The 22893-nt window shown below is 62.7% G+C and carries 19 protein-coding genes and 2 pseudogenes; 8 read left to right on the top strand and 13 right to left on the bottom strand.

Annotated elements, in window-relative coordinates; all coding sequences use genetic code 11:
* Nucleotides 1–67: 67 nt before the first annotated feature.
* The 4 genes and pseudogenes from JQ628_RS17110 to JQ628_RS17100 form a co-directional block, all read right to left on the bottom strand.
* A complete protein-coding gene (locus JQ628_RS17110; protein ID WP_212223959.1) occupies nucleotides 68–1945 on the bottom strand; it encodes an OmpA family protein in 1878 nt (625 codons plus the stop codon).
* 247 nt (nucleotides 1946–2192) lie between these two features.
* Nucleotides 2193–2411: pseudogene (locus tag JQ628_RS34525) on the bottom strand (hypothetical protein); the annotation flags it as partial.
* 54 nt (nucleotides 2412–2465) lie between these two features.
* Nucleotides 2466–2852 carry a VOC family protein gene (locus tag JQ628_RS17105; RefSeq protein ID WP_212223958.1) on the bottom strand — a complete coding sequence of 129 codons (387 nt, stop codon included), beginning with the start codon at nucleotides 2850–2852 and terminating at the stop codon, nucleotides 2466–2468.
* A gap of 58 nt (nucleotides 2853–2910) precedes the next feature.
* The gene (locus JQ628_RS17100) at nucleotides 2911–3738 is read right to left on the bottom strand and encodes an FkbM family methyltransferase (protein ID WP_212223957.1); all 828 of its coding nucleotides are present in this window, start codon (nucleotides 3736–3738) and stop codon (nucleotides 2911–2913) included.
* A gap of 391 nt (nucleotides 3739–4129) precedes the next feature.
* Here JQ628_RS17100 and JQ628_RS17095 point away from each other — a divergent pair, with 391 nt between their 5' ends.
* The 4 genes from JQ628_RS17095 to JQ628_RS17080 are packed head-to-tail and all read left to right on the top strand — an operon-like array spanning nucleotide 4130 to nucleotide 8618.
* Nucleotides 4130–6421: a TonB-dependent receptor gene (locus JQ628_RS17095; protein WP_249128016.1), complete on the top strand. Its 2292-nt coding sequence runs from the start codon at nucleotides 4130–4132 to the stop codon at nucleotides 6419–6421.
* A gap of 12 nt (nucleotides 6422–6433) precedes the next feature.
* Nucleotides 6434–6736 carry a hypothetical protein gene (locus JQ628_RS17090; protein WP_212223955.1) on the top strand — a complete coding sequence of 101 codons (303 nt, stop codon included), beginning with the start codon at nucleotides 6434–6436 and terminating at the stop codon, nucleotides 6734–6736.
* A 26-nt stretch (nucleotides 6737–6762) separates the two neighbouring features.
* Nucleotides 6763–8346, top strand: a complete 1584-nt coding sequence (locus JQ628_RS17085) for a PepSY-associated TM helix domain-containing protein (RefSeq protein ID WP_212223953.1) — start codon at nucleotides 6763–6765, stop codon at nucleotides 8344–8346.
* Complete coding sequence (locus JQ628_RS17080; protein ID WP_212223951.1) at nucleotides 8343–8618, top strand: hypothetical protein; 276 nt, start codon at nucleotides 8343–8345, stop codon at nucleotides 8616–8618. Before JQ628_RS17085 ends, JQ628_RS17080 begins: the two co-directional genes overlap by 4 nt.
* On the opposite strand, the gene JQ628_RS17075 is transcribed toward JQ628_RS17080, so the two are convergent.
* Together JQ628_RS17075 and JQ628_RS17070 are read right to left on the bottom strand one after the other, a co-directional pair.
* The gene (locus JQ628_RS17075; RefSeq protein WP_212223949.1) at nucleotides 8615–10597 is read right to left on the bottom strand and encodes an ABC transporter ATP-binding protein/permease; all 1983 of its coding nucleotides are present in this window, start codon (nucleotides 10595–10597) and stop codon (nucleotides 8615–8617) included. The two genes, JQ628_RS17080 and JQ628_RS17075, sit on opposite strands and share 4 nt — an antisense overlap.
* Before the next feature lie 56 nt (nucleotides 10598–10653).
* The gene (locus JQ628_RS17070) at nucleotides 10654–11418 is read right to left on the bottom strand and encodes an IclR family transcriptional regulator (RefSeq protein WP_212223947.1); all 765 of its coding nucleotides are present in this window, start codon (nucleotides 11416–11418) and stop codon (nucleotides 10654–10656) included.
* A gap of 289 nt (nucleotides 11419–11707) precedes the next feature.
* On the opposite strand from JQ628_RS17070, the gene JQ628_RS17065 reads away from it, so the two are divergent.
* From JQ628_RS17065 to JQ628_RS17050, 4 genes are all read left to right on the top strand, one after another.
* Nucleotides 11708–12682: a Bug family tripartite tricarboxylate transporter substrate binding protein gene (locus JQ628_RS17065; RefSeq protein ID WP_212223945.1), complete on the top strand. Its 975-nt coding sequence runs from the start codon at nucleotides 11708–11710 to the stop codon at nucleotides 12680–12682.
* A gap of 24 nt (nucleotides 12683–12706) precedes the next feature.
* Nucleotides 12707–13624 (top strand): polysaccharide deacetylase family protein, encoded by a 918-nt coding sequence (locus tag JQ628_RS17060; protein ID WP_212223943.1) that lies wholly within the window; start codon nucleotides 12707–12709, stop codon nucleotides 13622–13624.
* 73 nt (nucleotides 13625–13697) lie between these two features.
* Nucleotides 13698–14921 carry an MFS transporter gene (locus JQ628_RS17055; RefSeq protein WP_212223942.1) on the top strand — a complete coding sequence of 408 codons (1224 nt, stop codon included), beginning with the start codon at nucleotides 13698–13700 and terminating at the stop codon, nucleotides 14919–14921.
* A gap of 48 nt (nucleotides 14922–14969) precedes the next feature.
* Nucleotides 14970–16502 carry an LVIVD repeat-containing protein gene (locus JQ628_RS17050; RefSeq protein WP_212223941.1) on the top strand — a complete coding sequence of 511 codons (1533 nt, stop codon included), beginning with the start codon at nucleotides 14970–14972 and terminating at the stop codon, nucleotides 16500–16502.
* Between the two features lie 304 nt (nucleotides 16503–16806).
* Here JQ628_RS17050 and JQ628_RS17045 read toward each other — a convergent pair whose 3' ends face one another.
* The 7 genes and pseudogenes from JQ628_RS17045 to coxB all read right to left on the bottom strand — a co-directional run bounded on the left by JQ628_RS17045 (nucleotide 16807) and on the right by coxB (nucleotide 22803).
* Nucleotides 16807–17715, bottom strand: a complete 909-nt coding sequence (locus JQ628_RS17045; protein ID WP_212224223.1) for a heme o synthase — start codon at nucleotides 17713–17715, stop codon at nucleotides 16807–16809.
* Between the two features lie 132 nt (nucleotides 17716–17847).
* Nucleotides 17848–18269: pseudogene (locus JQ628_RS17040) on the bottom strand (c-type cytochrome).
* 18 nt (nucleotides 18270–18287) lie between these two features.
* A complete protein-coding gene (locus JQ628_RS17035) occupies nucleotides 18288–18689 on the bottom strand; it encodes a cytochrome C oxidase subunit IV family protein (RefSeq protein ID WP_212223939.1) in 402 nt (133 codons plus the stop codon).
* A 9-nt stretch (nucleotides 18690–18698) separates the two neighbouring features.
* Nucleotides 18699–19421, bottom strand: a complete 723-nt coding sequence (locus JQ628_RS17030) for a heme-copper oxidase subunit III family protein (protein ID WP_212223938.1) — start codon at nucleotides 19419–19421, stop codon at nucleotides 18699–18701.
* A 16-nt stretch (nucleotides 19422–19437) separates the two neighbouring features.
* A complete protein-coding gene (locus JQ628_RS17025) occupies nucleotides 19438–20133 on the bottom strand; it encodes a cytochrome c oxidase subunit 3 (RefSeq protein WP_212223936.1) in 696 nt (231 codons plus the stop codon).
* Nucleotides 20130–21905: a cytochrome c oxidase subunit I gene (gene ctaD / locus JQ628_RS17020; protein WP_212223934.1), complete on the bottom strand. Its 1776-nt coding sequence runs from the start codon at nucleotides 21903–21905 to the stop codon at nucleotides 20130–20132. Before ctaD ends, JQ628_RS17025 begins: the two co-directional genes overlap by 4 nt.
* Before the next feature lie 67 nt (nucleotides 21906–21972).
* Nucleotides 21973–22803, bottom strand: a complete 831-nt coding sequence (gene coxB / locus JQ628_RS17015; RefSeq protein WP_212223933.1) for a cytochrome c oxidase subunit II — start codon at nucleotides 22801–22803, stop codon at nucleotides 21973–21975.
* Nucleotides 22804–22893 lie beyond the last annotated feature (90 nt).

Raw genomic sequence — 22893 nt, 5'->3', positions numbered from 1 at the left:
GACCGTTACCGAACCCAACAAAAATGGCCGGGATCGCTCCCGGCCATTTTCATTTTCGTCGTTCCGCTCAGCGCGGCGGCGCGGTGCCGGGCGGTGGGGGCGGCAGCGAGGCCTGGCCGCCGTTGAGCAGCGGGGTGATGTTGCGGATGGTGACGCGCCGGTTGATCTCGCTCGGTCCGTCCGTCTGCTCCTTCAGATACTGTTCGCCATAGCCCTGCGAGGTCAGGTTCTCCGGCGGCACGTTGAACTGCTGGGTCAGCAGGGTCGCGGCCGACTCGGCCCGGCGATCCGACAGCGACAGATTGTCGACGTCGTTGCCGGTCGCGTCGGTGTGGCCTTCGATCAGGAATACCGCGCGCGGATTGGCCTGGATCGCCTGGTTGAGTCCGTCGGCGATCGCCTGGAGCTTGGCCGCCTGATCGGGCGGAATCTCCCACGAACCCGTTTCGAAGTTGATGGTGTCGAGATCGATGCTGGGCATGCGCTGACGCACACTCGCGCTGTAGCGGATCTCGTCCAGCGAATAGCGCCGCTCGATCCGCTCCACCGGCGGCGCCATCATGGTTTCGTAGATCAGCGCCGGCGCAGCGGTCGCCGCCGCGACGATGTAGCGGTCGCGCGGAATCCGCAGGACCGGCGGCGGCAGGTCGACATAGAAGCCGCCGATCGAACGGCGATCGCGGAAGCTGTTGTCGATGATGATGACTTCGCGGCCGCGGTCGTCGCGCCTGATTCGGCGCAGCAATCCGCCGTCGCGGCCGGTGACCGTGATGATCTGCGTGCCGTCGGGACGGACCACGATGGTGCGGTTCTCGCCGCCCACCGTTTGCGTGCGAATATCACGCGCGCCGTAGCGGAAGCGGTCCACCTCGTTGTGGCGGACGAAGGACTGCCCGCTGGGATCGCGGATGATGACGCGGCCCGGCTCGGTGATGACGGTGCGGCCGCCCTGCTGCTCCTCGCGGCGCTGGCCGCGGAAGGCATCGATCCTGGTCGGCTGCTGCGAAGCCGCGCCCGGCGCGATCGGCCTGAGGTCGGCGGCCGCCGGTGGCGGAGCGGCGGGTAGCGGGGCAGTGACCTGCGGCGGCGGACGGCGCACGAGCTGCGGCGCGGCGCCGGGCGGTGCCGTCTGGGCACCCTGGCCCGGAGTTGGCGTCGCGGCCGGAGCCGCAGGCGCAACACCGGGTGCCGGTGTCGCCGCGCCCGGCGTGGCAGCGCCTGGTGCCGGTGGTGGTGCGCCCGGCGTACGGCCCGGTGGCGGGGTGGTTGCGCCGCCTGCCGCCGGAGGCGGCGGTGTGGTCGGCGTGGCTTGCGGTGCCGGCGTGGGTGTTGCGGGGGCAGCGCCCGGCGTCGGCCTACCGGCACCGGGAGGCGGAGCCTTTTGACCTGCCGGCGGTGCTGCCGCCGGCGGCGCGGCAGGTGTCTGCGTCGCCGCCGGAGGCGGCGGAAGCGGCGTGCGGCCGGGGGCTGGCGCTTGCGGAGCGGCTGCCGGAGGCGGCGTGGTTGCCGGTGCCGTTCGCGGCGCGGGCGACGGAGCGGGCGTGGTCGGGCGTGCAGGCGCAGCCGCCGGGGGCGGTGGTGGCGGAGCCTTTGGCGCAGCCGCGGGTGGCGGCGGAGGCGCGGTGGGTCTTGCCGGAGGAGGCGGCGCTGCTGCGGGCGGCGGCGCTTGCGGACGCGCCGGAGGAGGTGCTGCGGCAGGCGGCGGCGCCTGCGGGCGTGGAGCTGCTGCCGGTGGCGGCGCGGCTGCGGGCGGCGGTCCTGGACGTGCGGGCGCGGCAGCGGGCGGAGCGCCCTTGGCCGGCGGCTGCTTCGACTTGTCTTGCTCCGGCGCTGTCTGTGCTTGCGCCAGCACGATCGGCGCGGTCTGTGCGCGCGACGGCACGCTTGTGAATTGCATGGCCGTGAGGGCGGTCGTGGCAAGCAGCACGAGACGAAGGTTTGTCATGATGAATCCCGGGAAGGTTCGCGAGGAAGGTTCTTGTCTGCCGAACGTCTCGGCCGGACGATGAACAGTCAGCCGTTAGGCCGGATTGTGGCGTCTGGAAAACGCAGGTGGCTTTTTATTTTAGCAGCACAACGGGTTACATGAGCCCCCCGTTCATGGCGCATTCAGGCGGCAGTTTCAAATCGAAGTTCCCTTCGGTTCCATCTTGTCCCCTGCGGCGTGCCGTTGCGGGCGACGCGCGCTCATGCGCATTCGTTGCGGGATTGGGCGCAGGCGGCCGGCCCGGACCGCGCCCCGGAATCTCGTCGGGAAATTTGCCGGGCAGTTCATCCGGCCGCGGCGGCGCGCCGGGCTCGCGCACCGGTGGAGCAATTTCTGGATTCGGATTGCCGGGCGGGATCCCCGGCGGCGGCTCGGTCGGCTGACCGGGCGTGGCGGGTGGAACTTCCGGCGGCTCGATAGGCATCCCGCTTAACGAAACCGCCCCGACAAAGTTCCCTGCCGGAGAACGGCAAACGGATTATCCGGGCGCGTGACAGACCGCTTCGACATTGTGCCCGTCCGGGTCGAACACGAAGGCGCCGTAATAGTTCGGGTGATAATGCGCGCGGATGCCGGGCGCGCCATTGTCGCGGCCGCCCGCGGCGATCGCCGCCGCATAGAACGCATCGACGGCCGCGCGATCGCTGGCCGCGATCGCGACATGCAGCGGCTTGTTCAATCCGCCTTCGCCGCCGATCCAGAAATCCGGCTTGCCGCCGGCGCCAAAGCCGCAGGCGAGCGCGTTGTCGTTCTCTTCCTGCTTCACTTCCATGATCAGGCTGTAGCCGAGCGGCGCCAGCGCCTTCAGGTAAAACGACTTGGCGCGCTCGTAATCGGAAACCGGGAAACCGATGTGGTCGATCATCAAAATCTCCTGCGCTTCGGGATGGCCGCCCATCCCTAACCCGCCAACATGAAGATTTTTAGCCGCGCACCAGCAAGGTGTTGCTGCGGGTCCGCCCCGCCTGCGCATAGCCCCGCGCCAGCATGTCGGCGATGCAGTCGGCGAGCCATTCATCCTTCGACAGATGCTCGATCACGACCGCGCGGGGCCACAGTGTTTGCGGCGCCTCCTTGAAGAAGGGAATCAGTGCGCGGTCCTCATAGCCCTCGATGTCGATCTTCAGCGCATCGACATGCGTCACGCCGGCCTGTTCGAGGATGCGCTGGAGGCGCAGCGAGGGCACCCTGATCGCCTTGCCGGAAGCTTCGCCGGTCACGATGTGGCTGGCGCCGAGATTGTCGCCGTCGGTCTCGATCATCAGTTCGCCGTCGGACTCGCCGACCGCCGCCGCCACCAGCTTCGCTTGCGAAAAGCGCGAGGCGGTGTTGTTGAACGCCAGCCGCGCATGGGTGACCGGATGCGGCTCGATCGCGATCACGGTGCCGCGTTCGCCGACATGGCGCGCCAGCGGCATGGCATAGGTGCCGACATTGGCGCCGACATCGACGAACACGCCGCCGCCGGGCGTGTGCTTACGCAAGAAATCCAGCTCCTCGATGTTGTAGTCGGGATTGAGCAGCGCGCCGCGCTCGGTGGCGCTGGCCTGATGATAGAAGCGGAACGAGGCGCCCTGATACTGCACGTCGAGTGGGCCTGATCGCAGCAGGTCGATCAGCCGCGACATCCATGGACGGAACGCGCCGCGCTTCAAGCCCGTGCGCCGGGCCAGCGAAATGATCGCGGCCTGCGCGGCGTTGGGAGCGAACGCGCCGAATGCCGGCGGCGAAGGATCGTTGTCAGGCTTCAAGCAAGGTTCCCCTGGAAAGCGGCACAGGCATAGCCCGTTTTGCCGAGGACACCAACGACTCTCTTTTTAATCTTTCTAATTCTAAGACTGCATCTCGTTGATTGCAGATTGCTCGCGACAGTTGATCGCTCGTTGAGTCCGAGTGCTTGTCGAACGTTGGTCGTACGTCTCTGCGACGCACGATTGATTTCATTTAGTAGCAGAGGCGCAACACATGATTCGAGAGTCGTTCGTTTCGAGTGGTTCTAATTGCTGAAGAGATGATCGCGATCATCGCCATGATAAGCCCCGACTGGCTGAAATAAGTAGGGCTGATGAAATGGCGTTTATGTTTTCGGGCAGGAGTTTTCTGCGTACGGTATCGTTGGGAGCGGTGAGCTATCTTGCACTCATGCTGGATCCTCAGGGCCGTGTTGACCAGGTACTCGCGCAAAGCGCCTTGCCGCCTGTCAATGTCGACGCGCCCAAGCCCACCGCGCCGAGAGCGCGGCCCGCAACTCAACGAGCCCAGCGCGCTACCGCGCAACGCCGCGTCGCTTCGCCGGCGCTTCGTCAGGTCGAGCCGGTCCCTTATGTGGCGCCGTCGACCGGTGCGCTCGGCGCGCCGCCGGTACCTTATGCGGGAGGGCAGGTTGCGACGGGCGCCCAGCTCGGATTTCTCGGCAATCGCGGCGTCATGAACACGCCGTTCAACCAGGTCAGCTACACCGCGAAGCTGATGCAGGACCAGCAGGCGCGCACGGTCGCGGATGTCCTGGCCAACGATCCCTCGGTTCGCAGCAAGACGCCCTCCGGCAACGGCGTCGACGGCCTTTACATCAGAGGCTTCTATTACGACAGCGGCGACTACGCCATGAACGGCCTCTACGGCATGGCGCCGGCCTATTCGACGCAGGCGAACTATCTCGAACGTGTCGAGCTTCTGAAGGGGCCGGGCGTCATGCTCGGCGGCATGCCACCCGCCGGTGCCATCGGAGGCAGCATCAATCTGGTGACGAAGCGGGCGCCCGACTACGACATCACGCAGTTGACCGGTGTCTACATATCCAAGTCCCAGTTCGGAGCGTTTGTCGACGTGGCGCGCCGCTACGGCGAGCACAAGGAATTCGGCATCCGCTTCAACGGCGGAGGACGCGGCGGGCAAACCCCGATTGACCGGCAGACCGATGAGTTCGGCGATGCCGTGCTGAACATGGACTATCGCGGCGAGCGCGCACGCGTCTCCGTGGACATGGGCTATCAGGCCGAAAACCTCAACCCGCCGCAGCGGTTCCTGACGTTCACGACCAGCCCGCCCTTTCCCCCTGCGCAGGCCATCCAGGTGCCACCTGTGCCGCGCCCCGGCACCAATTACATGCCGGACTGGGCCTATTGGAAGCCAAGGGACTCATTCGTGATGGCCCGCGCCGAAGTCGACATGACCGACTGGCTCACGATGTACGCCTCGGGCGGCTATCACAGGAGCGAGGTCAGTTACCAGTATGTGTCGCCCCGCATCACCAATGCTGGCGGGGTCGTCGGAAACTGGTCAAATCCGGCTTTGAAGGGATACGACAACTACGAGAACTATGCGAGCGATATCGGCTTTCGCGTCTCCGGACACACCGGTCCCGTCCATCATCTCTTCACCGTGAACTACTCGACCTTCGATCGCGATTACATCTCGTTCGGAAGGTCAGGCGGGACCGTGAGTTCCAACCTGTACAACCCGCTGCCGATTCCGCTGCCGAACTTCACCCAGATCGTCCAGAACCTGAACACCCAGACGAATATGAGCAGCGTCGGCATCGCCGATGCGATGTCGATGTTCGGCGACAGGCTCCAACTGATCGTCGGCGCCAGGCGGCAGTCCGTGGGGGCGGATAGCCAGAACTTCGCGACCGTTCCGAATAGCCTCACGCACATCGACCGATCAGTCTGGAGCCCAGGCTATGCGGTCATCGTCAAGCCCGTGGAAAATGTCTCGCTTTACGCGAACTACATCGAGGGCCTCAAGTTGCCCGAGATCGTTGCCGGAACGACGACCTATTCCAACGTTGGCGAGATCCTTCCGCCTGCTCAGACCAAGCAAATGGAAGCCGGCGCCAAGATCGATATGGGCCGCATCACCTTTACGGGCAGTTATTTCGATATCACCGCCCCGAACGCGACGGCAGTTCCGGTGCTGGGGCAGGCCTTGCCCGCCCGAAGGCTTACCGGCGAGCAGCGCAATCGCGGCATTGAACTGTACACGTTCGGTGAACTGGCGCCCTGGTTCCGCGTGCTCGGCGGTGTGACCTTCATCAATGGCGAGGTGGTTTCGCAAGCGTACACCTACCCCGGGTTCGGCGTCATCAACTACAACGGCAAAACGCCGGTCGGCGTGTCGACGGTCAACGCCAATATCGGTGCCGAATGGGATACGCCATTCGTGGACGGTCTTACGCTGACGGGCAGAGTTATCTATACCAGCGAGAGCTACGCCGACGACGCAAATCTGCTGGAGTTGCCGGCGTGGACGCGCGTCGATCTCGGCGCCCGCTATACCTTCCCGTCGCCGTGGAACGGCAAGCCGATCGTGATCCGCGCCGCCGTCGAGAACGTCTTCAACGAGGCGTACTACAACTCCTATCGCACGGTCAGCAGCGCGGTATCGCTCGGCGCGCCACGCACCTATCTCGTGTCGACGACGTTCAACTTCTGACGGGCGGGCGACGTGGCGGCTGTCAACTCCAGCGCTACAAAACCCGGCCGTCTTCGCCCGTGGCTGCGGGCGCTGCTGGCCGGGCCGTGCGCGCTCGCGCTCACCGCGCTCATCATGGCCGTCATGCCGTTCTGGGTGCCGAAGGGCACCGGCGGAGTTGACCACATCGCATTTCCGTTGTTCTTCATGCCGGCGATCTGGGGCATCATCTTCTTCTATGCCCTGCTGGACCGGAGCCTTGCTCGCGTCGCGATCGTCATGACGGTCCTCGCCGTCATTCACGCGATCGCATTGAGAGGTATTTTGGCCGGCTGAGACGATCTTCGAGCCGCGGAGTTGCCGTGATCAACCTGAAAGCGCGCGAAACCAAGACGCTGGTTGCGGTCCATGGCTGGGCCGGCGCCGTGCTCGGGCTTTTGCTTTATGCGGTGATCGTCACCGGCACGGCAGCCGTGTTCTCGAACGAGATCAAGGCCTGGTCGGGCGGTTTGCTCGGCATGAACGATCCGCTGAGCCAGCCGCTCGGCGCCGTGCTGGCGCGGCTCGAGGCGGAAACGCCAAAGGAGTTCCGCGACGATCTTGCCTTGCGGGCGACGCCTGCCGGCAATGTGCTGGCGTTCTTCCATGCGGATGAGATGGTCAACGGCGCCCGCCGCGAGCGGGGCATCCTTTACACGATCGGGCCGAACGGCCGCCTCGTCTCGCGCCAGGAAGGCTTTGGCAACGAGCTCTCGGCCAGCGATCCCTATACTGCGCTCGGGCGCTTTTACGTCGACCTGCATGTGCGGCTGCATGTGCCCAATCCCTGGGGATTGATCCTCACCGGCATCCTTGGTCTGGCGATGCTGGTGGCCGCGGTCTCGGGCATCCTGATGCACCGGCATTTATTCCGGGACATTTTCCTGCTGCGCGGACGCGATCGGGTGGTCGGCCTGCGCGATCTGCATTCCGTTGCCGGAACGTGGACCCTGCCGCACGCCTTCGTGCTCGCGTTCACCGGCGCCTATCTCAGCTTCGCCATCGCCGTGGCGCTCCCGATGCTGGCGAAGATCGCCTTCAAGGGCGATGTGCGCGCGATGGTCACGACGCTCAATGGGCTGAACACGGTCGATGCGCGACCGGCGGCTATCGCCGATATCGACGCCATGCTGTCCGATGCGCGCAAGCGCGCCGGTGCGCCGCTCCTGAGTGCCGCGTGGGAAAACCGCGGCCGCACCGATTCGCGCATCACCGTATTTCCGGCGCCGCGAAGCGGCGAACTGACCGCAATGCGCCTGATCTACAACGGCTCGACCGGCGAATTGATCCGCGAGCGGCCGATTGTCGGATTGAAGCCCTCCATGGGCGCGTCGCTGCTCGCGCTGATCGGTCCGGTCCACTTCGGCAATTTCGCCGGCTGGTGGTCGCGCGCGGTGTGGTTCGCGCTCGGCGCTGCGAGCGCTTATGTCGCCTGGAGCGGATTGAATCTCTGGATCCGTCGGCGGTTCGACCAGCGCGGCTGGCGCGCGCTCGGCCGCATGACGGCCTGGGTCGGCGGCGGACTTCCATTCGCGATGGCGGCGGCGGCCGTCGCCTATTTCGTCAGCCTGCCGTCGCTGACGACCGTGTTCTGGACTCCGGCAGCGTTTCTCATCGCCGCAGCCCTCGCGCTGGTCCCGGCACTGTTGATGCGGTCGGTCGAGCGGCTGCCCTCGCTGCTGTTCGGCGCGACCGGAATCTTGCTGATCGCGCTGCCGTTGCTGCGCGCCGCGGTCGGAGGCCCCACCTGGCGCGCGGCGCTCTCGGCCGGGCAGAACGCGGTGCCGACGATGGACGTGCTGGTCGCACTCTGCGGCATCGCCTGCCTGGTGTCCGCCGCCATGGCATTGCGCCATCGCGAGCCGGCCACCTTCGCCGCCGGCCCCGTCATGCAGTCCGCCGAATGATAATGCTCGGCTGGCTCGGTTTATGCGGCGCGCTTGTCAGCGCCGGCTGCATCGCGTTGCTTGCAGCGGCCGATCCGAAACGGCGCGGCGTCGCTCCCGCGCGGCCTGGCCTGCGCTGGTTGCTTGTATCAGCGATGTTTCTGCCGGGTCTCTCCCTCGGCATCGCCGGCCGCTGGAGCGATTTTCTGATCTGGATCGGCGCCGCCGCGATCTTCGGATGGGCGATCGCGGCGCTGGCCAATAGGCATCAAAAGCCTCGTTCGCAGAACTAGGCCGCCTTCTTCTCCGCCCTGCGCCCGCGCAGAAATCGCCCGAGCAATCGCCGCCTGCCCTTGCGCGGGATGAGGTCGACGTCGCTGACCAGCTTTGCACCGCCCTTGCGCCGCTCCAGCACGATCTTGCGGCTGTGAAAGGCCTCCAGCTCCGCACGATGCGCGACGCTGACGATGGTGGCGTTGGGCAGCTCCTTCGTCACCATGTCCATCATCTTGTCCTGGCTCTTCTCGTCGAGCGCCGAGGTCGCTTCGTCCAGCACGACGATGTCGGGGTTGTGCAGCAGAAGGCGCGCAAAGGCCAGCCGCTGCTTCTCGCCGCCGGACAGCGTCTGGTCCCACGGCGCGTCTTCCTCGAGCTTCTCCTTGAGATGATCGAGGCCCACCTTGTGCAGAGCCTCGCCCATGCTTTCGATGGTCCAATCCTCGGCGGCGCCGGGATAGGCGACGGCGCGGCGCAGCGTGCCGGAGGGCACGTAGGGCTTTTGCGGCAGCATGAACAGGCGGCGGTCGGGGTGGAAGTTGACGTCGCCGCCGCCCCACGGCCAGAGGCCGGCGAGGGCGCGCACCAGCGTGCTCTTGCCGGTGCCGGATTCGCCGGCCACCAGCAGCCGCTCGCCAGGTTCGATTACAACTTCGGTCTCGCCGACCACGGCGGTGCCGTCGTCGAGCGTCACCGAAAGATCCTTCAGCTCCAGCATGGCTTCGCCCTCGGTCTCGCCGCGCTGGATGCGGCCGATGCCGTCGCCTTTTTCTGCGCGCTCGAGCCCGTCGAGCGACATCATCAGCGAGGCGATGCGGCGCGCGCAGGCGTTCCAGTCGGCAAGGCGCGGATAATTGTCGACGAGCCAGCCGAACGCGGTCTGCACGATGGTAAAGGCGGAGGCCGCCTGCATCACCTGGCCCAGCGTCATTTCGCCAGCGAGGAATTTCGGCGCGCACAGCAGGAGCGGCACCACCGGCGCGATCAGGTTTGATCCCTGCGACACCAGCGTGGTGCGCATGTGCTGGCCGGCCAGCCGCGCCCATTGCCGCAGCACGTTGGAGAAATTCCTGTCGATGCCGTCGCGCTCTTCCTGTTCGCCGCCGAGCAGCGCGATGCTCTCGCCGTTCTCGCGCACGCGTGTCAGCGTGTAGCGGAATTCGGCCTCGGCCTGGTTCTTCTCCTCCGATATCTGCACGAACCGCCGTCCGATCACCGTGATCGCGCCGGAGGCGATCGCGGCATAAAGGATGGCGGCGATAACGAGGAAGCCCGGAATGGTGACGGTCGATCCGCCCAGCGTCACCGTCAGCGCGCCGCCGATGGTCCAGAGCACCACGATGAAGGTGGCGGCCGAGAGCAGCGCCGAGGTGACGCCGGCGACAAAGTCCACCGGCGAGTCCGTAGAGATGCGCAGATCCTCGGCGATGCGATATTCCGGATTCTTGTGGTCGCCGCCGACGAGGTTGAGCTGGTAGTAGCGGCCGTTGGCGAGCCAGCGCGTCAGCACTGCGCTGGTCAGCCAGGCGCGCCAGCGGCGCTGGATGCCCATCCGCGCGAACACCTGCGCGACGCCGATCACCACGCTGCCGATCGCCAGCGGAAAGAACACGGCGCTGAGATAGAACACCGTTGCCGAGTCGCGCTTCTCGATGGCATCGAAAATCGCGCGATTCCAGACATTGATGCCGTATTGAAAACCGACATGGACGACGATCAGCAGCAACAGTCCGATCGTGAAAGGCCACGCCAGGCGATCGCCGCTTCTGCTCCAGTAGCCGCGGGCACTGGTCCAGAACCGGGAGAGCAGATAGCTCCGGCGCGCTTCTTCCGCTTCTTCCGGCGTCATCTCCTGTTTCGGCTCGACCAGTTCGGGCGGTGGCGGCTCGATCGGATCGCCGCCTTCCGCGTCGATCTCGACAATGGGCGGGCTTTTGCCGGACGAAGCTTTCGCGTCCTTTGCTGATCGCTTCGGCTTTGCTGCGGAACTGGCCATGCCGCCACAACGGCAGGGAAATCAAAAGGTTCCCGCGCGGTTCCCGATTTGAGCCGTCAAACCATGTGGCGTTCGATGGCCGTCGCGCATGTTTCCAAATGGCGTGCCAGCTTGGACCGTCGCGTCTGGTGCATCCTCGAAGAAAGCGTCGCGATGAAGACAGCAGCGAAGGGAATATTGCCGGGAAGGCAGATGACCTTTCCCATCGCGGTGATGCCGTCCGCGGCCATGTTCTCATCCAGCGAATAGCCGCGCCTTCTACAGCGCGCGACATCGTTCAGGAGCGACTGCCGGGAGAATTGATTATAGTTGCTTAGCTGATGCCGTGTGGCCTCGAACACCAGTTCGATCTCGGAATCGCCGAGCGCGGCCAGGATCGCCTGGCCTCCGGCACCGATACCTAGCGGATGCCGATCGCCGACTCCCGAGGTCATCGTCTGCACGTGAAAGTGGCCGGCGATGGCATCGAGGCAAACTGTTTCATATCCGCTGCGCGCCACCAGAAAGGTCATGTCGCCGGTCATCTCGGCGACGGTGCACAGGTGCGGATGCGCGATCTCCTTGATGCTCTTGCCGGGCAGGGCGGCCAGCCCGAATTCGTAGAGCAGCGGCCCAAGCCGGTAGCCGCGGCTGTTCCGGTTGCGCGTCAGCATGCGTTCCTCCAGCAGGCATTGCAGGAGACGATGGGCCGTCGATTTGTTCAATCCGCTTCCTTCCGCCAGATCGATCAGCCGCAAATCGCGCGTATTGCTCGATGCGATCAATCGCAGAAGGCTGATCGCGCGCTGCACCGTCTGTGCTGATGTTGCTGCATTGCTCATTGCCCGGCGCTCCCGCAAACCACTGGCGCGATGTTGGCACAAATTTCACATATTGGGAAAGCTGGTGCCGGAACTGGCGATACACATCCAGCCGGCCTGGATTGCCCTGCCTGTCGTGACCCACTTTTCAGCGGTCTGTAGAAAAATCAGGCCTGCTCCGCGCGCAAGAGCGCGCCGATGCAATCAATGCACGTATTTCACATATTGAAAAATCTAAAACCGGATTGTTTTGACTTCCCACCGGACCGCATCGAAACTTGTGATCAGCCAAGGGCGATGAGGAGCAACGATGCTGCATCGTGGAATGAGATTTCTTTGCCTCGCGCTCTTCGTGTTGGCGGGGGCGCCCGGTAGCAGCGCGTTCGCACAAGCCCAGCACAAGGGGCCCATCAAGGTCATTATCCCGTTTCCCGCCGGCGATCTCGTGGACATCATCGCGCGGCTACTCGCCGATGACATGGCCAAGGATCTCGGGCAGCCCATCGTCATCGACAACCGCCCCGGCGCTTCCGGCCTGATCGGCTTGCAGGCAGTGGCGAGCGCCGAGCCGGACGGTCATACGCTCGCGATGGGCCAGCTCGGCAACATGGCGATCACGCCGGTCATGAACAAGTGGCCGCTCGACGTCAGGACGACCCTGGAGCCGGTGGCGCTCACCTACACCAATTACGTGATGATCCTCGCGGCGCCGAACTTCAAGGTGAATTCGCTGCAAGAGCTTATCGCCTATTCGAAAGCTAATCCCGGAGCCATACGGGTGGCTACGGTCGGCACCGGCAGCTTCCCGCATCTCATGTTCGAAATGTTGCGCAAGCAGGCCGGGTTCGACTACACGCACATCCCCTACCGTGGCGGCGTCCAGATCGCGCCCGACCTGGTGACCGGACGCATTGAAGCGGGCTCGCTCAGCTTTTCGAACGGACTGTCCTACATCAGCGATGGGCGCCTGCGCGGCCTTGCGATGAGCGGACGCGCGCGCAATCCGGCGGCCCCGGACTTGCCGACCATCTCGGAAACCGTGCCTGGTCTTGAGATGCTCGGCTGGTTTGGCTTCTTTGCTCCGAAAGGCACGCCGCCTGCGATGATCAATCGGATCAACGCGGCGGTGAACCGCGCGATGGCCAATCCCGAAACGGAAAAGCAGGCCAAGAACCTCTACATCGATGCGGCTCCGGGTACGCCGGCCGACTTCGCGCGGCTCTGGAAAGACGACTACGACCGGTTGTCCAGCCTGATCCGCGAGCTCGGCATCGCGCAACAATAAGAAACGATAATGGAGATCGACGCGATGCAAAACGTCGGCAACAGCGTCCTCAATCGCATCCCCTATAGCCTCATCGATTCTCGTCCGCCGCTCACGCTTCCAGGGAAGGCGCGTGTCGCCGTCTGGACGATCGTGAATGTCGAAAGCTGGAGCCCGCTCAAGGCAATGCCGCGCGCGGTCCTGCCGCCGCCGATGGGGCAGCCGTTGTTGCCCGACATTCCGAACTGGGCGTGGCACGAATACGGGATGCGCGTCGGCTTCTCGCGTTTTCTCGACGTTCTCGGCGCCCGCAATTTGAAGGCGACCTTTGCCGTCAACGGCACAGCGTGTACGCAGTATGAGGAAGCGTGCCTGGCGGCGCATCGCAGCGGATGGGAATTCATGGGGCACGGCTACGTGCAGCAGCCGATGCACGTTACCAGCGACCAGGCCGCGGCGATATCGGGTACGATCCAGGCGATCAAGAAAATCACCGGCGCGCCGCCGCGCGGATGGGAAAGCCCGGGGCTGACCGAGACCGACGAAACACTCGATCTGCTCGCCGAGGCCGGCATCGAATACGTGGCGGACTGGGTGCTGGACGAGCAGCCGCTGTCGCTGAAGACGCGGAACGGAAGCATCGTCTCCGTTCCGTATACGGTCGAGATCAACGACGTCGTCATCAGCGCCGTTCAGCAGCAGGCGTCCGACGAAATCTATCGGCGGGGCCGCGACCATTTCGACCGCCTGTACCTCGATGGCGCCAGGGCGCCGCGGATCATGGCGATCGCCATTCACCCCTATCTCACGGGTGTGCCGCATCGCATCAAGTATCTGGAGATGCTCTACGACCACATCCTGTCGCACCAGGAGGTGGTGATGTGGACGGGTGCGGAAATTCTCGACTGGTATTTGGACCAGACGCGCGCCACGCAGCAGCGGACCACCGCCAACGCCAAATGAATGTTCGCGCCCGCTGACGATCGCAAGACCTGAAAGCCAACCAAACAACCAAAACCAATAAACGGAGGCGATCTTGCAGAAACACCACGCCGCGATGGCGATGTTCTTCGTCCTGCTTGTGTCCTACGTGTTGAACTCGATCGATCGTCAGCTCTTTGCGGTGCTGGTGATCGAGGTGCGCGAAGCCATGAGCCTGTCGTTGCCGCAGGTCGGCCTCGCCTCGACGGTCTTTACGCTCGGCATGGGGCTCGCCGGCATTCCGACCGGCTATCTGCTCAGCTTCATGTCGCGCAAGGCGGTTGTGCTGCTGGGCTTGTTCATTTTCTCGGTGGCCACCTTGTTGACGGCTTACGCGAAGGGGCTGCCGGATCTTCTGGCCTATCGCTTCGTGTCGGGTCTTGGCGAAGCCATGCAGGTGACGGCAATCATCGCAATCGGCGCCAGCTATTTTCACGAGCGCCGCGCGTTGATGACGGGCGCGGTGTCGTTCGCCTATGGCGTCGGGGCGTTCGTCGGTCCCGGCATGACGGCCGCGCTGTTGAAGGCGTTTGACTGGAAAATGCCGTTCATCGTGTTCGGTCTCGTCGGCTTCGTTCTGATGGCTGTCGTCGCGATATGCGTCAAATCATGGTTCAGCGAGAGCAGGGCCAACGAACAGCAGGCAAGTAATGATCGCGGCAATCTCGCAGGGTCAGATGCGAACGAGACGATCTGGAATGCGACCACGATCGCGCTGGGGCTGGCATCGGTCTGTTCCGGCCTCGCCGTGTTTGGGTTCGGCGGTCTTTATCCGACCTATCTGCGCAGCGCCCTCGGATTTACGCCGCAGCAGGCCGCGCTGGTGATGGGCGCGATGGGTGCCGGCGGCTTCCTGGCGCCGCTCGGCGGATGGCTCGGCGATCGCATCGGCTACCACAAGATACTGATGGTGGCGCTTCCGCTCACGGCGCTGTCGGGAGGGCTCGCCTTCACCGAACTGGAGCGGTCGCTGATCCTGCACGCGATGGTCGCCGGCACTTTCGGCATCGCCGTGCTCAGCCTGCTCTACTCGAATCTATCAGCGATCATCATCAGCTCGATGGGGCCCGCCAAGACGGCGCAAACGTCCGGGCTGTTCATCGCGAGTTATTACATCCCGGCCGCCTTTGCAGGCTTTCTGCTGGCGCAGTTGAAGGAAGCCTTGAACTGGACGACGGCCGGCATTCTCCAGACATCGGGCTTCGCCCTCATCGCCATGATCCTGATCGCCGTCGCGGGCGCGACGCGCCGATCGGCCATGACGCCGGTCAGGACCTAATCGCATCGGCAAGAAAAGTGAACAACTGGCACCTAAGGAGATCAGCAAATGGCAAATGACGGTCAAATAACCAACTTCCAACCCGCCGCTGCTGCCGACAGAAATTACAGCGTGATGGCCGGCGGCGGCGTGGTGCCATTCCGGATGCCCGCCGGCGCCCTGAACTATCTCGACCGCAACCAGTACATCTCCAACATGGAGGTCGTCGCCTATTACCCGTCGATCAAGATCACGATCTTCGGCGACGAGCATTCCTGCATGTGGGCAAAGGGAAACCGCCGGCTCATCGCTTACAAGGACGGCTGGATCGATATCACGGAGCCCACCAAGGCGACGGTGATCGGCGAGCCCAATCTCGGTGTGTTTCAAAGCACCGTGTACAACAAGGATCTGAAAAAGTGGATCCGCGTCATCTCGCATTCGATGCCGCTGACGCCAGGCATTCCGGAATATCCGCGCGGCAAATATCACCCGGAATATGCCAAGAAGTCGATCGACGATCCCGGCTTTCGCGGCATCAGAACCTATGATGTGACAAATCCGGAAAAGACCGTACTGCTGAACGAATTCGAGACCGGCAAGACCGGTTTTGGCGTGCACCTGCCGTTCTATGACGGCGGCAAATACGCTTATCTGGCGGCGGGCTGGGACGACCAGTTGCGCATGGAGAGCACAGAGCGCGTCTACAGCAACGGCCTGATGATCGTCGACATGACCGATCCGTCCAAGGTGAAGGAAGTGTCGCGCTGGTGGGTTCCGGGCCAACGGCTCGACGAGGAAGAACTCTATCGCACGACCTATCCGTTCGCCGGCGACCAGTGTTCATGGACCGGCAACCGCACGCCCTGCATCGTGCCGGTCAGGGTCGAGGACGGCGGCAAGGTCGGCTATGGCGGCTGGGGCCATTTCGGCATGTATGTCCACGACCTCACCGACATCCGCAATCCCAAAGTCTTCGGCAAGGTCACGCATCCGCTCGAGGCCATCGGCGCCATTCCGTATCACCACGTGGTGCCGGTGCAGGCTGATCCGGCGCGCTTTCCCAAGCTGCAAAACATCGTCATCGCGGTACCGGAGTCGCTCGAGGCCGACTGCCGCGAGCCGTTCCACACCAGCTACGTGGTCGACGTCAAGGATCCGGCGAACCCGCGCATCATCGGTCTGTTCCCGCGTCCGATGCCGCATCCGGATGCGCCCTACAAGGACTTTGCGATGGCGCGCGGGCGCTTCAGCTCGCGCGTCATGCAGCACTGGATTGCGCCCGGCAAGGCGCGTCCGGATGTTGTCGCGCTGTCCTATCTCAATGCCGGCCTGCGCCTGTTCGACATTGCCGACCCGACCGAGCCGAAGGAAGTTGCGTACTTCGTTCCGCCGCGCGACGGCGAGATGGAAAACTATCTGAGCTGGCGCCGCGGTACGACCGAAGCGGTCTTCATCGAGTGGGATCGCAACCTGATCTGGATATCGACGCATGCGGGCCTGTATTGTTTGTCGGCGCCGTTCCTCGGATCACCCGTGCTCAAGCCGATGGCCGTCTCCCAATGGTCGGTCCCGCATGTGAACGCTGGTTGGGACGGATGAAGCAGGAACAGGTCGGGGGCGCTTCCGTCATTGCGAGAAGCCAACGGGTCGCGCGAATGCGCGCCCGATGACAGGCTCCGCGACGAAGCAATCCTAGCCAGGATGACCCGTCACGCTTGCTAATTGCTATTGAGGCTTGCGCTAGAGCATGATCCGGAAAAGTGGGTACCGGTTTTCCGAAAAGATCATGCTCAAACAAAAGATAGAGCGGGATGACGATTCGAAGAAAGTCATCCCGCTCTAGGCCAAGCCGATTTGCCTTCCGCGATTTCACCGTTAGAATCGGCCCTTCAAATGTGTCTAGTTAGTGGGACTGAGCGTAGGGTGCAGCATCCATCAGCAGCACACCAAAAAGAAGGACCAGATAGAGCATCGAAAACGCGAACAGGCGACGAGCGTGCCGCCTTTCCTTGTCATTGCTCCGACGTACTTGCCAGGAGAGAAAAATCATGATCGCTCCAAGCATCGCCGCAGTCGCGCCATAGATAGCCCCCGCGAACCCCAGTGCCCAGGGTATCAGTGAGGTCGGAACCAGAAGAACGCTATAGAGAAGAATCTGGCGCTTTGTTTCGGCCGTGCCGGCTACGACCGGCAACATCGGCACACCGGCGCGGGCATATTCTCCGGCAAGATTGAGCGACAGCGCCCAGAAGTGGGGTGGCGTCCAAAGGAAGATGATCAGGAACAGGATGAGCGGTTCGAGCCCAACATGTCCGGCGGCCGCAACCCAGCCGATCACCGGAGGGAGTGCGCCAGCCGCACCGCCAATGACGATATTTTGCGGTGTTCGGCGTTTGAGCCACATCGTGTAGACGACGACATAGAAGAAAATTGTGAAAGCAAGCAGTGCAGCCGCGGCCATGTTCAGCATGCCGAGGGCCACAATGGCGCACATGCCAAGCATCAGTCCGAAAACTAACGCTTCCGAGCGGGATACACGGCCGCCAGGAATTGGACGCGTGGCGGTACGCGCCATCACCGCATCGATGTCGGCGTCGTACCACATATTGAGCGCACCTGCGGCGCCAGCTCCGGCAGCTATGCAAAGAAGCGCAGCGACACCGGCAAAGGGATCGATGCCGCCCGGTGCGACCATGAAACCGACTAGTGCGGTAAAGACGACCAGCGACATAACGCGCGGTTTCGTCAGCGCGACATAGTCCCCGATGCTGGCATAGCGCCCGCGAAGGAGAATTGAACGATTGATTTGCATGAGATTAATGCCTCGTCTTGCAAGCGACATGGCGACGTCTTTCAGTCGATACTCAAAAAAGCCATCGGTTGTAGAACACTCCTGTCAGGCAGTCTCCGAAAGGCGGCAGACCCAGTTTCGTCGACTGCGCCGCTACTGAATCTTCGCGAGCTTTCTTCCGGCAGGGACAATCCCGCCTTCTTTCCCGCAGAATCGAACTGTTTGAGAAAGGCGACGATATCGTCAATTTGCTTCGGATCTTTCAAGCCCGGAAAAACCATTTTGGTGCCGGGTATCTTGGCCTTCGGATCCTTGATGTATTCGCGGAAAGTGGCTTCATCCCAGGTGATTCCGGAATTCTTGTTCGCGGGGGAATAGCTGTAGCCCTCAATCGTCCCGGACTTTCGCCCGAACAGCCCGTTGAGCACCGGACCAACGGCATTCTTTGCGTTCTCGCCAATCTGGTGACACGCCTTGCATTGGACGAAAATCTTCTCGCCCGAAGCCACGTCCTGCGCATATCCAGGGGCAATCGCGAAGATTCCGAATCCCAGCACGAGAGCGAGACGGCGCATCCGACTGTCTCCTGGTTCCTACGTCGCTGCCGCGAAAAACACGACCCGGAGGAGATGCGTGTAGTCGGACTCGAACACCATGATGGCCACGAACACCAACACCAGCACCGGCGGCAGCAGGATGGCATAGGCCAAGGCCAGCCGCTCCCAGGCCATGTGCATGAAGACGGCGACGATCAAGCCGGCCTTCAACACCATGAACAGCAGGATCAGCGACCATCTGAGATAGCCTTGCAAGCCGAAGTAGTCGACGAGATAGGAGCCGGTGCTGAGAACGAACAGCCATCCCCAGACCACGAGATAAAGTCTGATCGGGTGCTGCTGCCCCTTTGCGTGCGTGGCGCCAGAAACGACTGCGTCTGGCGCATGAATGTGTAATGCAGGTTGTCGTGCTTCGATCTGTACCGCTACGTTTGTCATGCGCCGACCTCACCAAAGATAGAAAAAGGCAAAGATGAACACCCACACCAGATCGACGAAGTGCCAGTACAGGCCCATGATCTCGACGATCTCGTAATTGCCCTTCCTGCTCGTGAAAAAGCCCCGCCGTTCGACATCGAAGTCTCCGCGCCAGACCTTTCGCGCGATGGCGATCAGGAAGATCACGCCGAACGTCACGTGAGTGCCGTGGAAGCCGGTGATCATGAAGAAGCTTGATCCAAACTGCGCCGCGCCCCACGGGTTTTCCCAGGGCCGGACGCCCTCCATGATCAGCTTGGTCCATTCGAAGGCCTGCATTCCGACGAACGTTGCGCCAAGTGCCGCGGTGACCAGCATCAACGCTGCGGTTCTGACGCGATCGCGGCGGTAGCCAAAATTGACGGCCATCGCCATCGTCCCGCTGCTGCTGATCAGGACGAACGTCATGATGGCGATCAGGATGAGCGGGATGTGGTGTCCTGCGATGTTGAGGGCGAAGACCTCGCTGGGGTTGGGCCAAGGCACGGTCGTCGACATCCGCGCCGTCATGTACGACAGCAGGAAACAGCTGAAGATAAAGGTGTCGCTCAGGAGGAAGATCCACATCATGGCCTTCCCCCAGGAGACATTCTTGAAAGCGCGCTGATCCGACGACCAGTCATCAGCGATGCCACGCCAACCTGCGATCAGCGGACGTGATTGTTCAGGAGTTGCGAGCGTAGTCTCTGCCATCGGGTCCTGGCCCTTCCTAGGTGAGCAACCGGCGACAAATATCGACGAAGTCGTCTGTCCAGCCTGTCAGCAGGCCAAGCAAGACCAGCCAGACCAACAGCAGGAAATGCCAATAGATAGCGCAGAGTTCTACGCTCAGGCGCAGCCGGATCATCTCGACGCCGCGCCACACTTTGGCGGTGGTTCTGCCGAGGGCCACAAGACCACCGATCAGATGCAGCCCGTGCGCAGCGGTGATCAGGTAGAAGAAGGCATTGGCCGGATTGGACGCCAGGAAATACCCCGTGACGTTCAACTGTTGCCATATCAGGAGCTGCCCAATCAGGAATGTAACGGCGGATGCTCCCCCTGCGAGCAAGCCGACGATCACGTCCTCGAGGTCGTTCCGGCGCGCTGCCATGTACGCCCATTGCAGCGCGACACTGCTCACCACCAGGACGCCCGTGTTGAACCACAGCAACCTCGGCACCGGCAGCGTCCGCCAGTCCGCCATGTTGATGCGCATGGAGTAGGCGCTGATGAGGAGCGCGAACAACGAGCCGGCGACCGCGAGAAATACGCCCAGTCCAACTTTGGCCGACGGCAGGGCCTCGCCGCGAGAATCGGCAATGACGCCTTCCTCCAGCCAGGGTTTGGCTGCCAGTCGCTGCTGCGAGAGCCACCATCCCGCAATGGCCGCTAGTCCAGCCATGTACAGTATGATGGCGCTCACGGATGGACTCCCTGCGCCATCAATCCGGCTGGCGGTTCATTTTGCGGCACGAAGTCCCTGGTGGCGCCGGGCACGCTGTAGTCGTAGGCCCAGCGATAGACGACGGGGAGCTCTTTGCCCCAGTTGCCGTGCCCCGGCGGGGTCTCAGGTGTTTGCCATTCCAGCGAGGTGGCCCCCCAGGGATTGCCGCCAGCCTCTTTTCCTTTCATCAGGCTCCAGATCATATTGAACACGAACACAAGCTGCGCGAAGCCGACAATCAAGGCCGCCACGCTCATGAACGCATTGAGGTCGTGGGCGGATGCCGGGATGAAGGCCGTTTCCCCGATGTCGTGATAGCGGCGGGGCACGCCCAGCAGACCCAGATAATGCATGGGGAAGAAAATCGCATAGGCGCCGAGGAACGTAACCCAGAAGTGGAATTTTCCGAGCGCCTCATTGAGCATTCGTCCGGTGACTTTCGGATACCAATGATAGATCCCGCCAAACACGGCCATGATAGGCGCAATGCCCATCACCATGTGGAAGTGGGCCACGACGAACATCGTGTCGGACAACGGAACATCCACGACCACGTTGCCGAGAAACAGGCCGGTCAAGCCGCCGTTTACGAACGTGATGATGAACGCGAGGGCATACAGCATCGGCACGGTGAGGTGAATGTCGCCGCGCCAAAGGGTGAGCACCCAGTTGTAGACCTTGATGGCGGTCGGGATCGCGATGATGAGTGTCGTCGTGGCGAAGAAGAACCCGAAATACGGGTGCATGCCGCTTACATACATATGGTGCGCCCATACGACGAAGCTCAGCGCGCCGATTGCCACGATGGCCCAAACCATCATGCGATAGCCGAAGATATTCTTGCGCGCGTGAACGCTGATGAGATCGGAAATAATGCCGAAGGCCGGCAAGGCGACGATGTAGACTTCAGGATGTCCGAAGAACCAGAACAGGTGCTGGAACAGGATCGGGCTGCCACCGCCATACTTCAGTTGCTGGCCCATCTCGACCAGCGTGGGCATGAAGAAGCTGGTTCCCAGGAGGCGGTCGAGCAGCAACATCACCGAGGCGACGAACAGCGCCGGGAAGGCCAGCAGCGCCATGACGGTGGCGGTGAAAATACCCCATACCGTCAGGGGCAAACGCATCAACGTCATGCCGCGTGTGCGCGCCTGCAGCACCGTCACCACATAATTCAGGCCACCCATGGTGAAGCCGATAATGAACAGGATCAGGGAGGCCAGCATGAGAACGATGCCCCAATCCTGCCCGGGGGTGCCGGAGAGGATCGCTTGGGGCGGGTACAGCGTCCAGCCGGCGCCAGTGGGCCCGCCGGGCACGAAGAAGGTCGCGGCCAGCACAATGACTGCGAGCAGGTAGACCCAGTAGCTCAGCATGTTCACGTAGGGGAAAACCATGTCGCGCGCGCCCACCATCAGCGGAATGAGGTAGTTTCCAAAACCTCCCAGAAACAGCGCGGTGAGGAGATAGATCACCATGATCATGCCGTGCATGGTGATGAACTGAAGGTACTGGCTCGGATCGATGAACGAGAACGTGCCGGGGAATCCGAGTTGCAGCCGCATCAGCCATGACAGCACCAGCGCAACCATGCCGATGGCCATTGCCGTGATCGAATACTGGACGGCAATGACCTTGGCGTCTTGCGAAAATACGTATCGCGTCCACCAGCTTCTTGGATGATAAAGCTCGACGTCAGCTACTTCTGCCGGCGGGATGCCTGTGACTTCCTGATACGGGATATCGACCATCGAACTGTCCTCCCTGGTCTCCCCCTGCTGCGAGTCGCCTCTCGCTACGCGGCGCTCCTCGCTATCTTCATTCGCTGTCTGCCTTGTAAGCTGCCTTCGCGACGCCGCGCTGCTCGGACAGTTCGGCGAACGTCCGCTGCTTCTCCAGCCACGCGTGATATTCTCTCTCTTCCTGAACGATGACCTTGCTCCGCATCTGCGCATGCGCAACGCCGCACAGTTCTGCACAGAGAACCTCAAAGGTTCCGGTACGGGTTGGTGTGAACCAGAAATATGTGACCGCGCCCGGTATCATATCCATCTTCGCCCGGAACTCGGGCACGTAGAAATCATGCAAGACATCAATTGAGCGCAGCAAAACCTTCACCGGTTTCCCGACCGGGAGGTGCAAGTCGTCTTGAATGACAACGTCGTCCTTTCCGTAGGGATCGTCGAGATTTAGCCCCATGGGATTTTCGGAACTGACATGACGGGCGTCGGAGGTTCCGAGCCGGCCGTCCTTTCCGGGCAGCCGGTAGCTCCATTGCCACTGCTGTCCCATGACCTCGACCTCGGTCGCATCGGCCGGAACTGTGACGAACTGGTGCCAGACGATCAGCCCAGGGGCCAACATGGCTGCGACCCCGATTCCCGTCCCTATGCTGAGCCACCATTCGAGCTTCTTGTTTTCCGGATTGTAGGCTGCTCGTCTTCCTTCCTTGTGATGGAATCGGAAGACGCAATACGCCATGAACGCGATGACTGCGAAGAAAACCGCCCCGGTGATCCAGAATGTTATGTTGATCGTGTCGTCAATGTAGCGCCAGTTGGAAGCGATCGGCGTCCACCACCACGGGCTGTAGATGTGAAACAGCACCGAGGCGACCGCTACCAGGAGCAATATGATTGCTACAGCCATCCCTCTTGCATCCTTGCCGTTGAAGGCTGCGGATACGATCAGGGCGGAGCATAGGTCTGCTGCGGTGACGGTTCAGATTCGCCACCGTGG

The organism is Bradyrhizobium lablabi (assembly GCF_018129385.1).
In the GTDB taxonomy this organism is placed as follows: Bacteria; Pseudomonadota; Alphaproteobacteria; order Rhizobiales; family Xanthobacteraceae; genus Bradyrhizobium; species Bradyrhizobium lablabi_C.
Note: the sequence above shows the minus strand (reverse complement) of the source record. Positions and strands in the feature narration are given on the sequence as shown.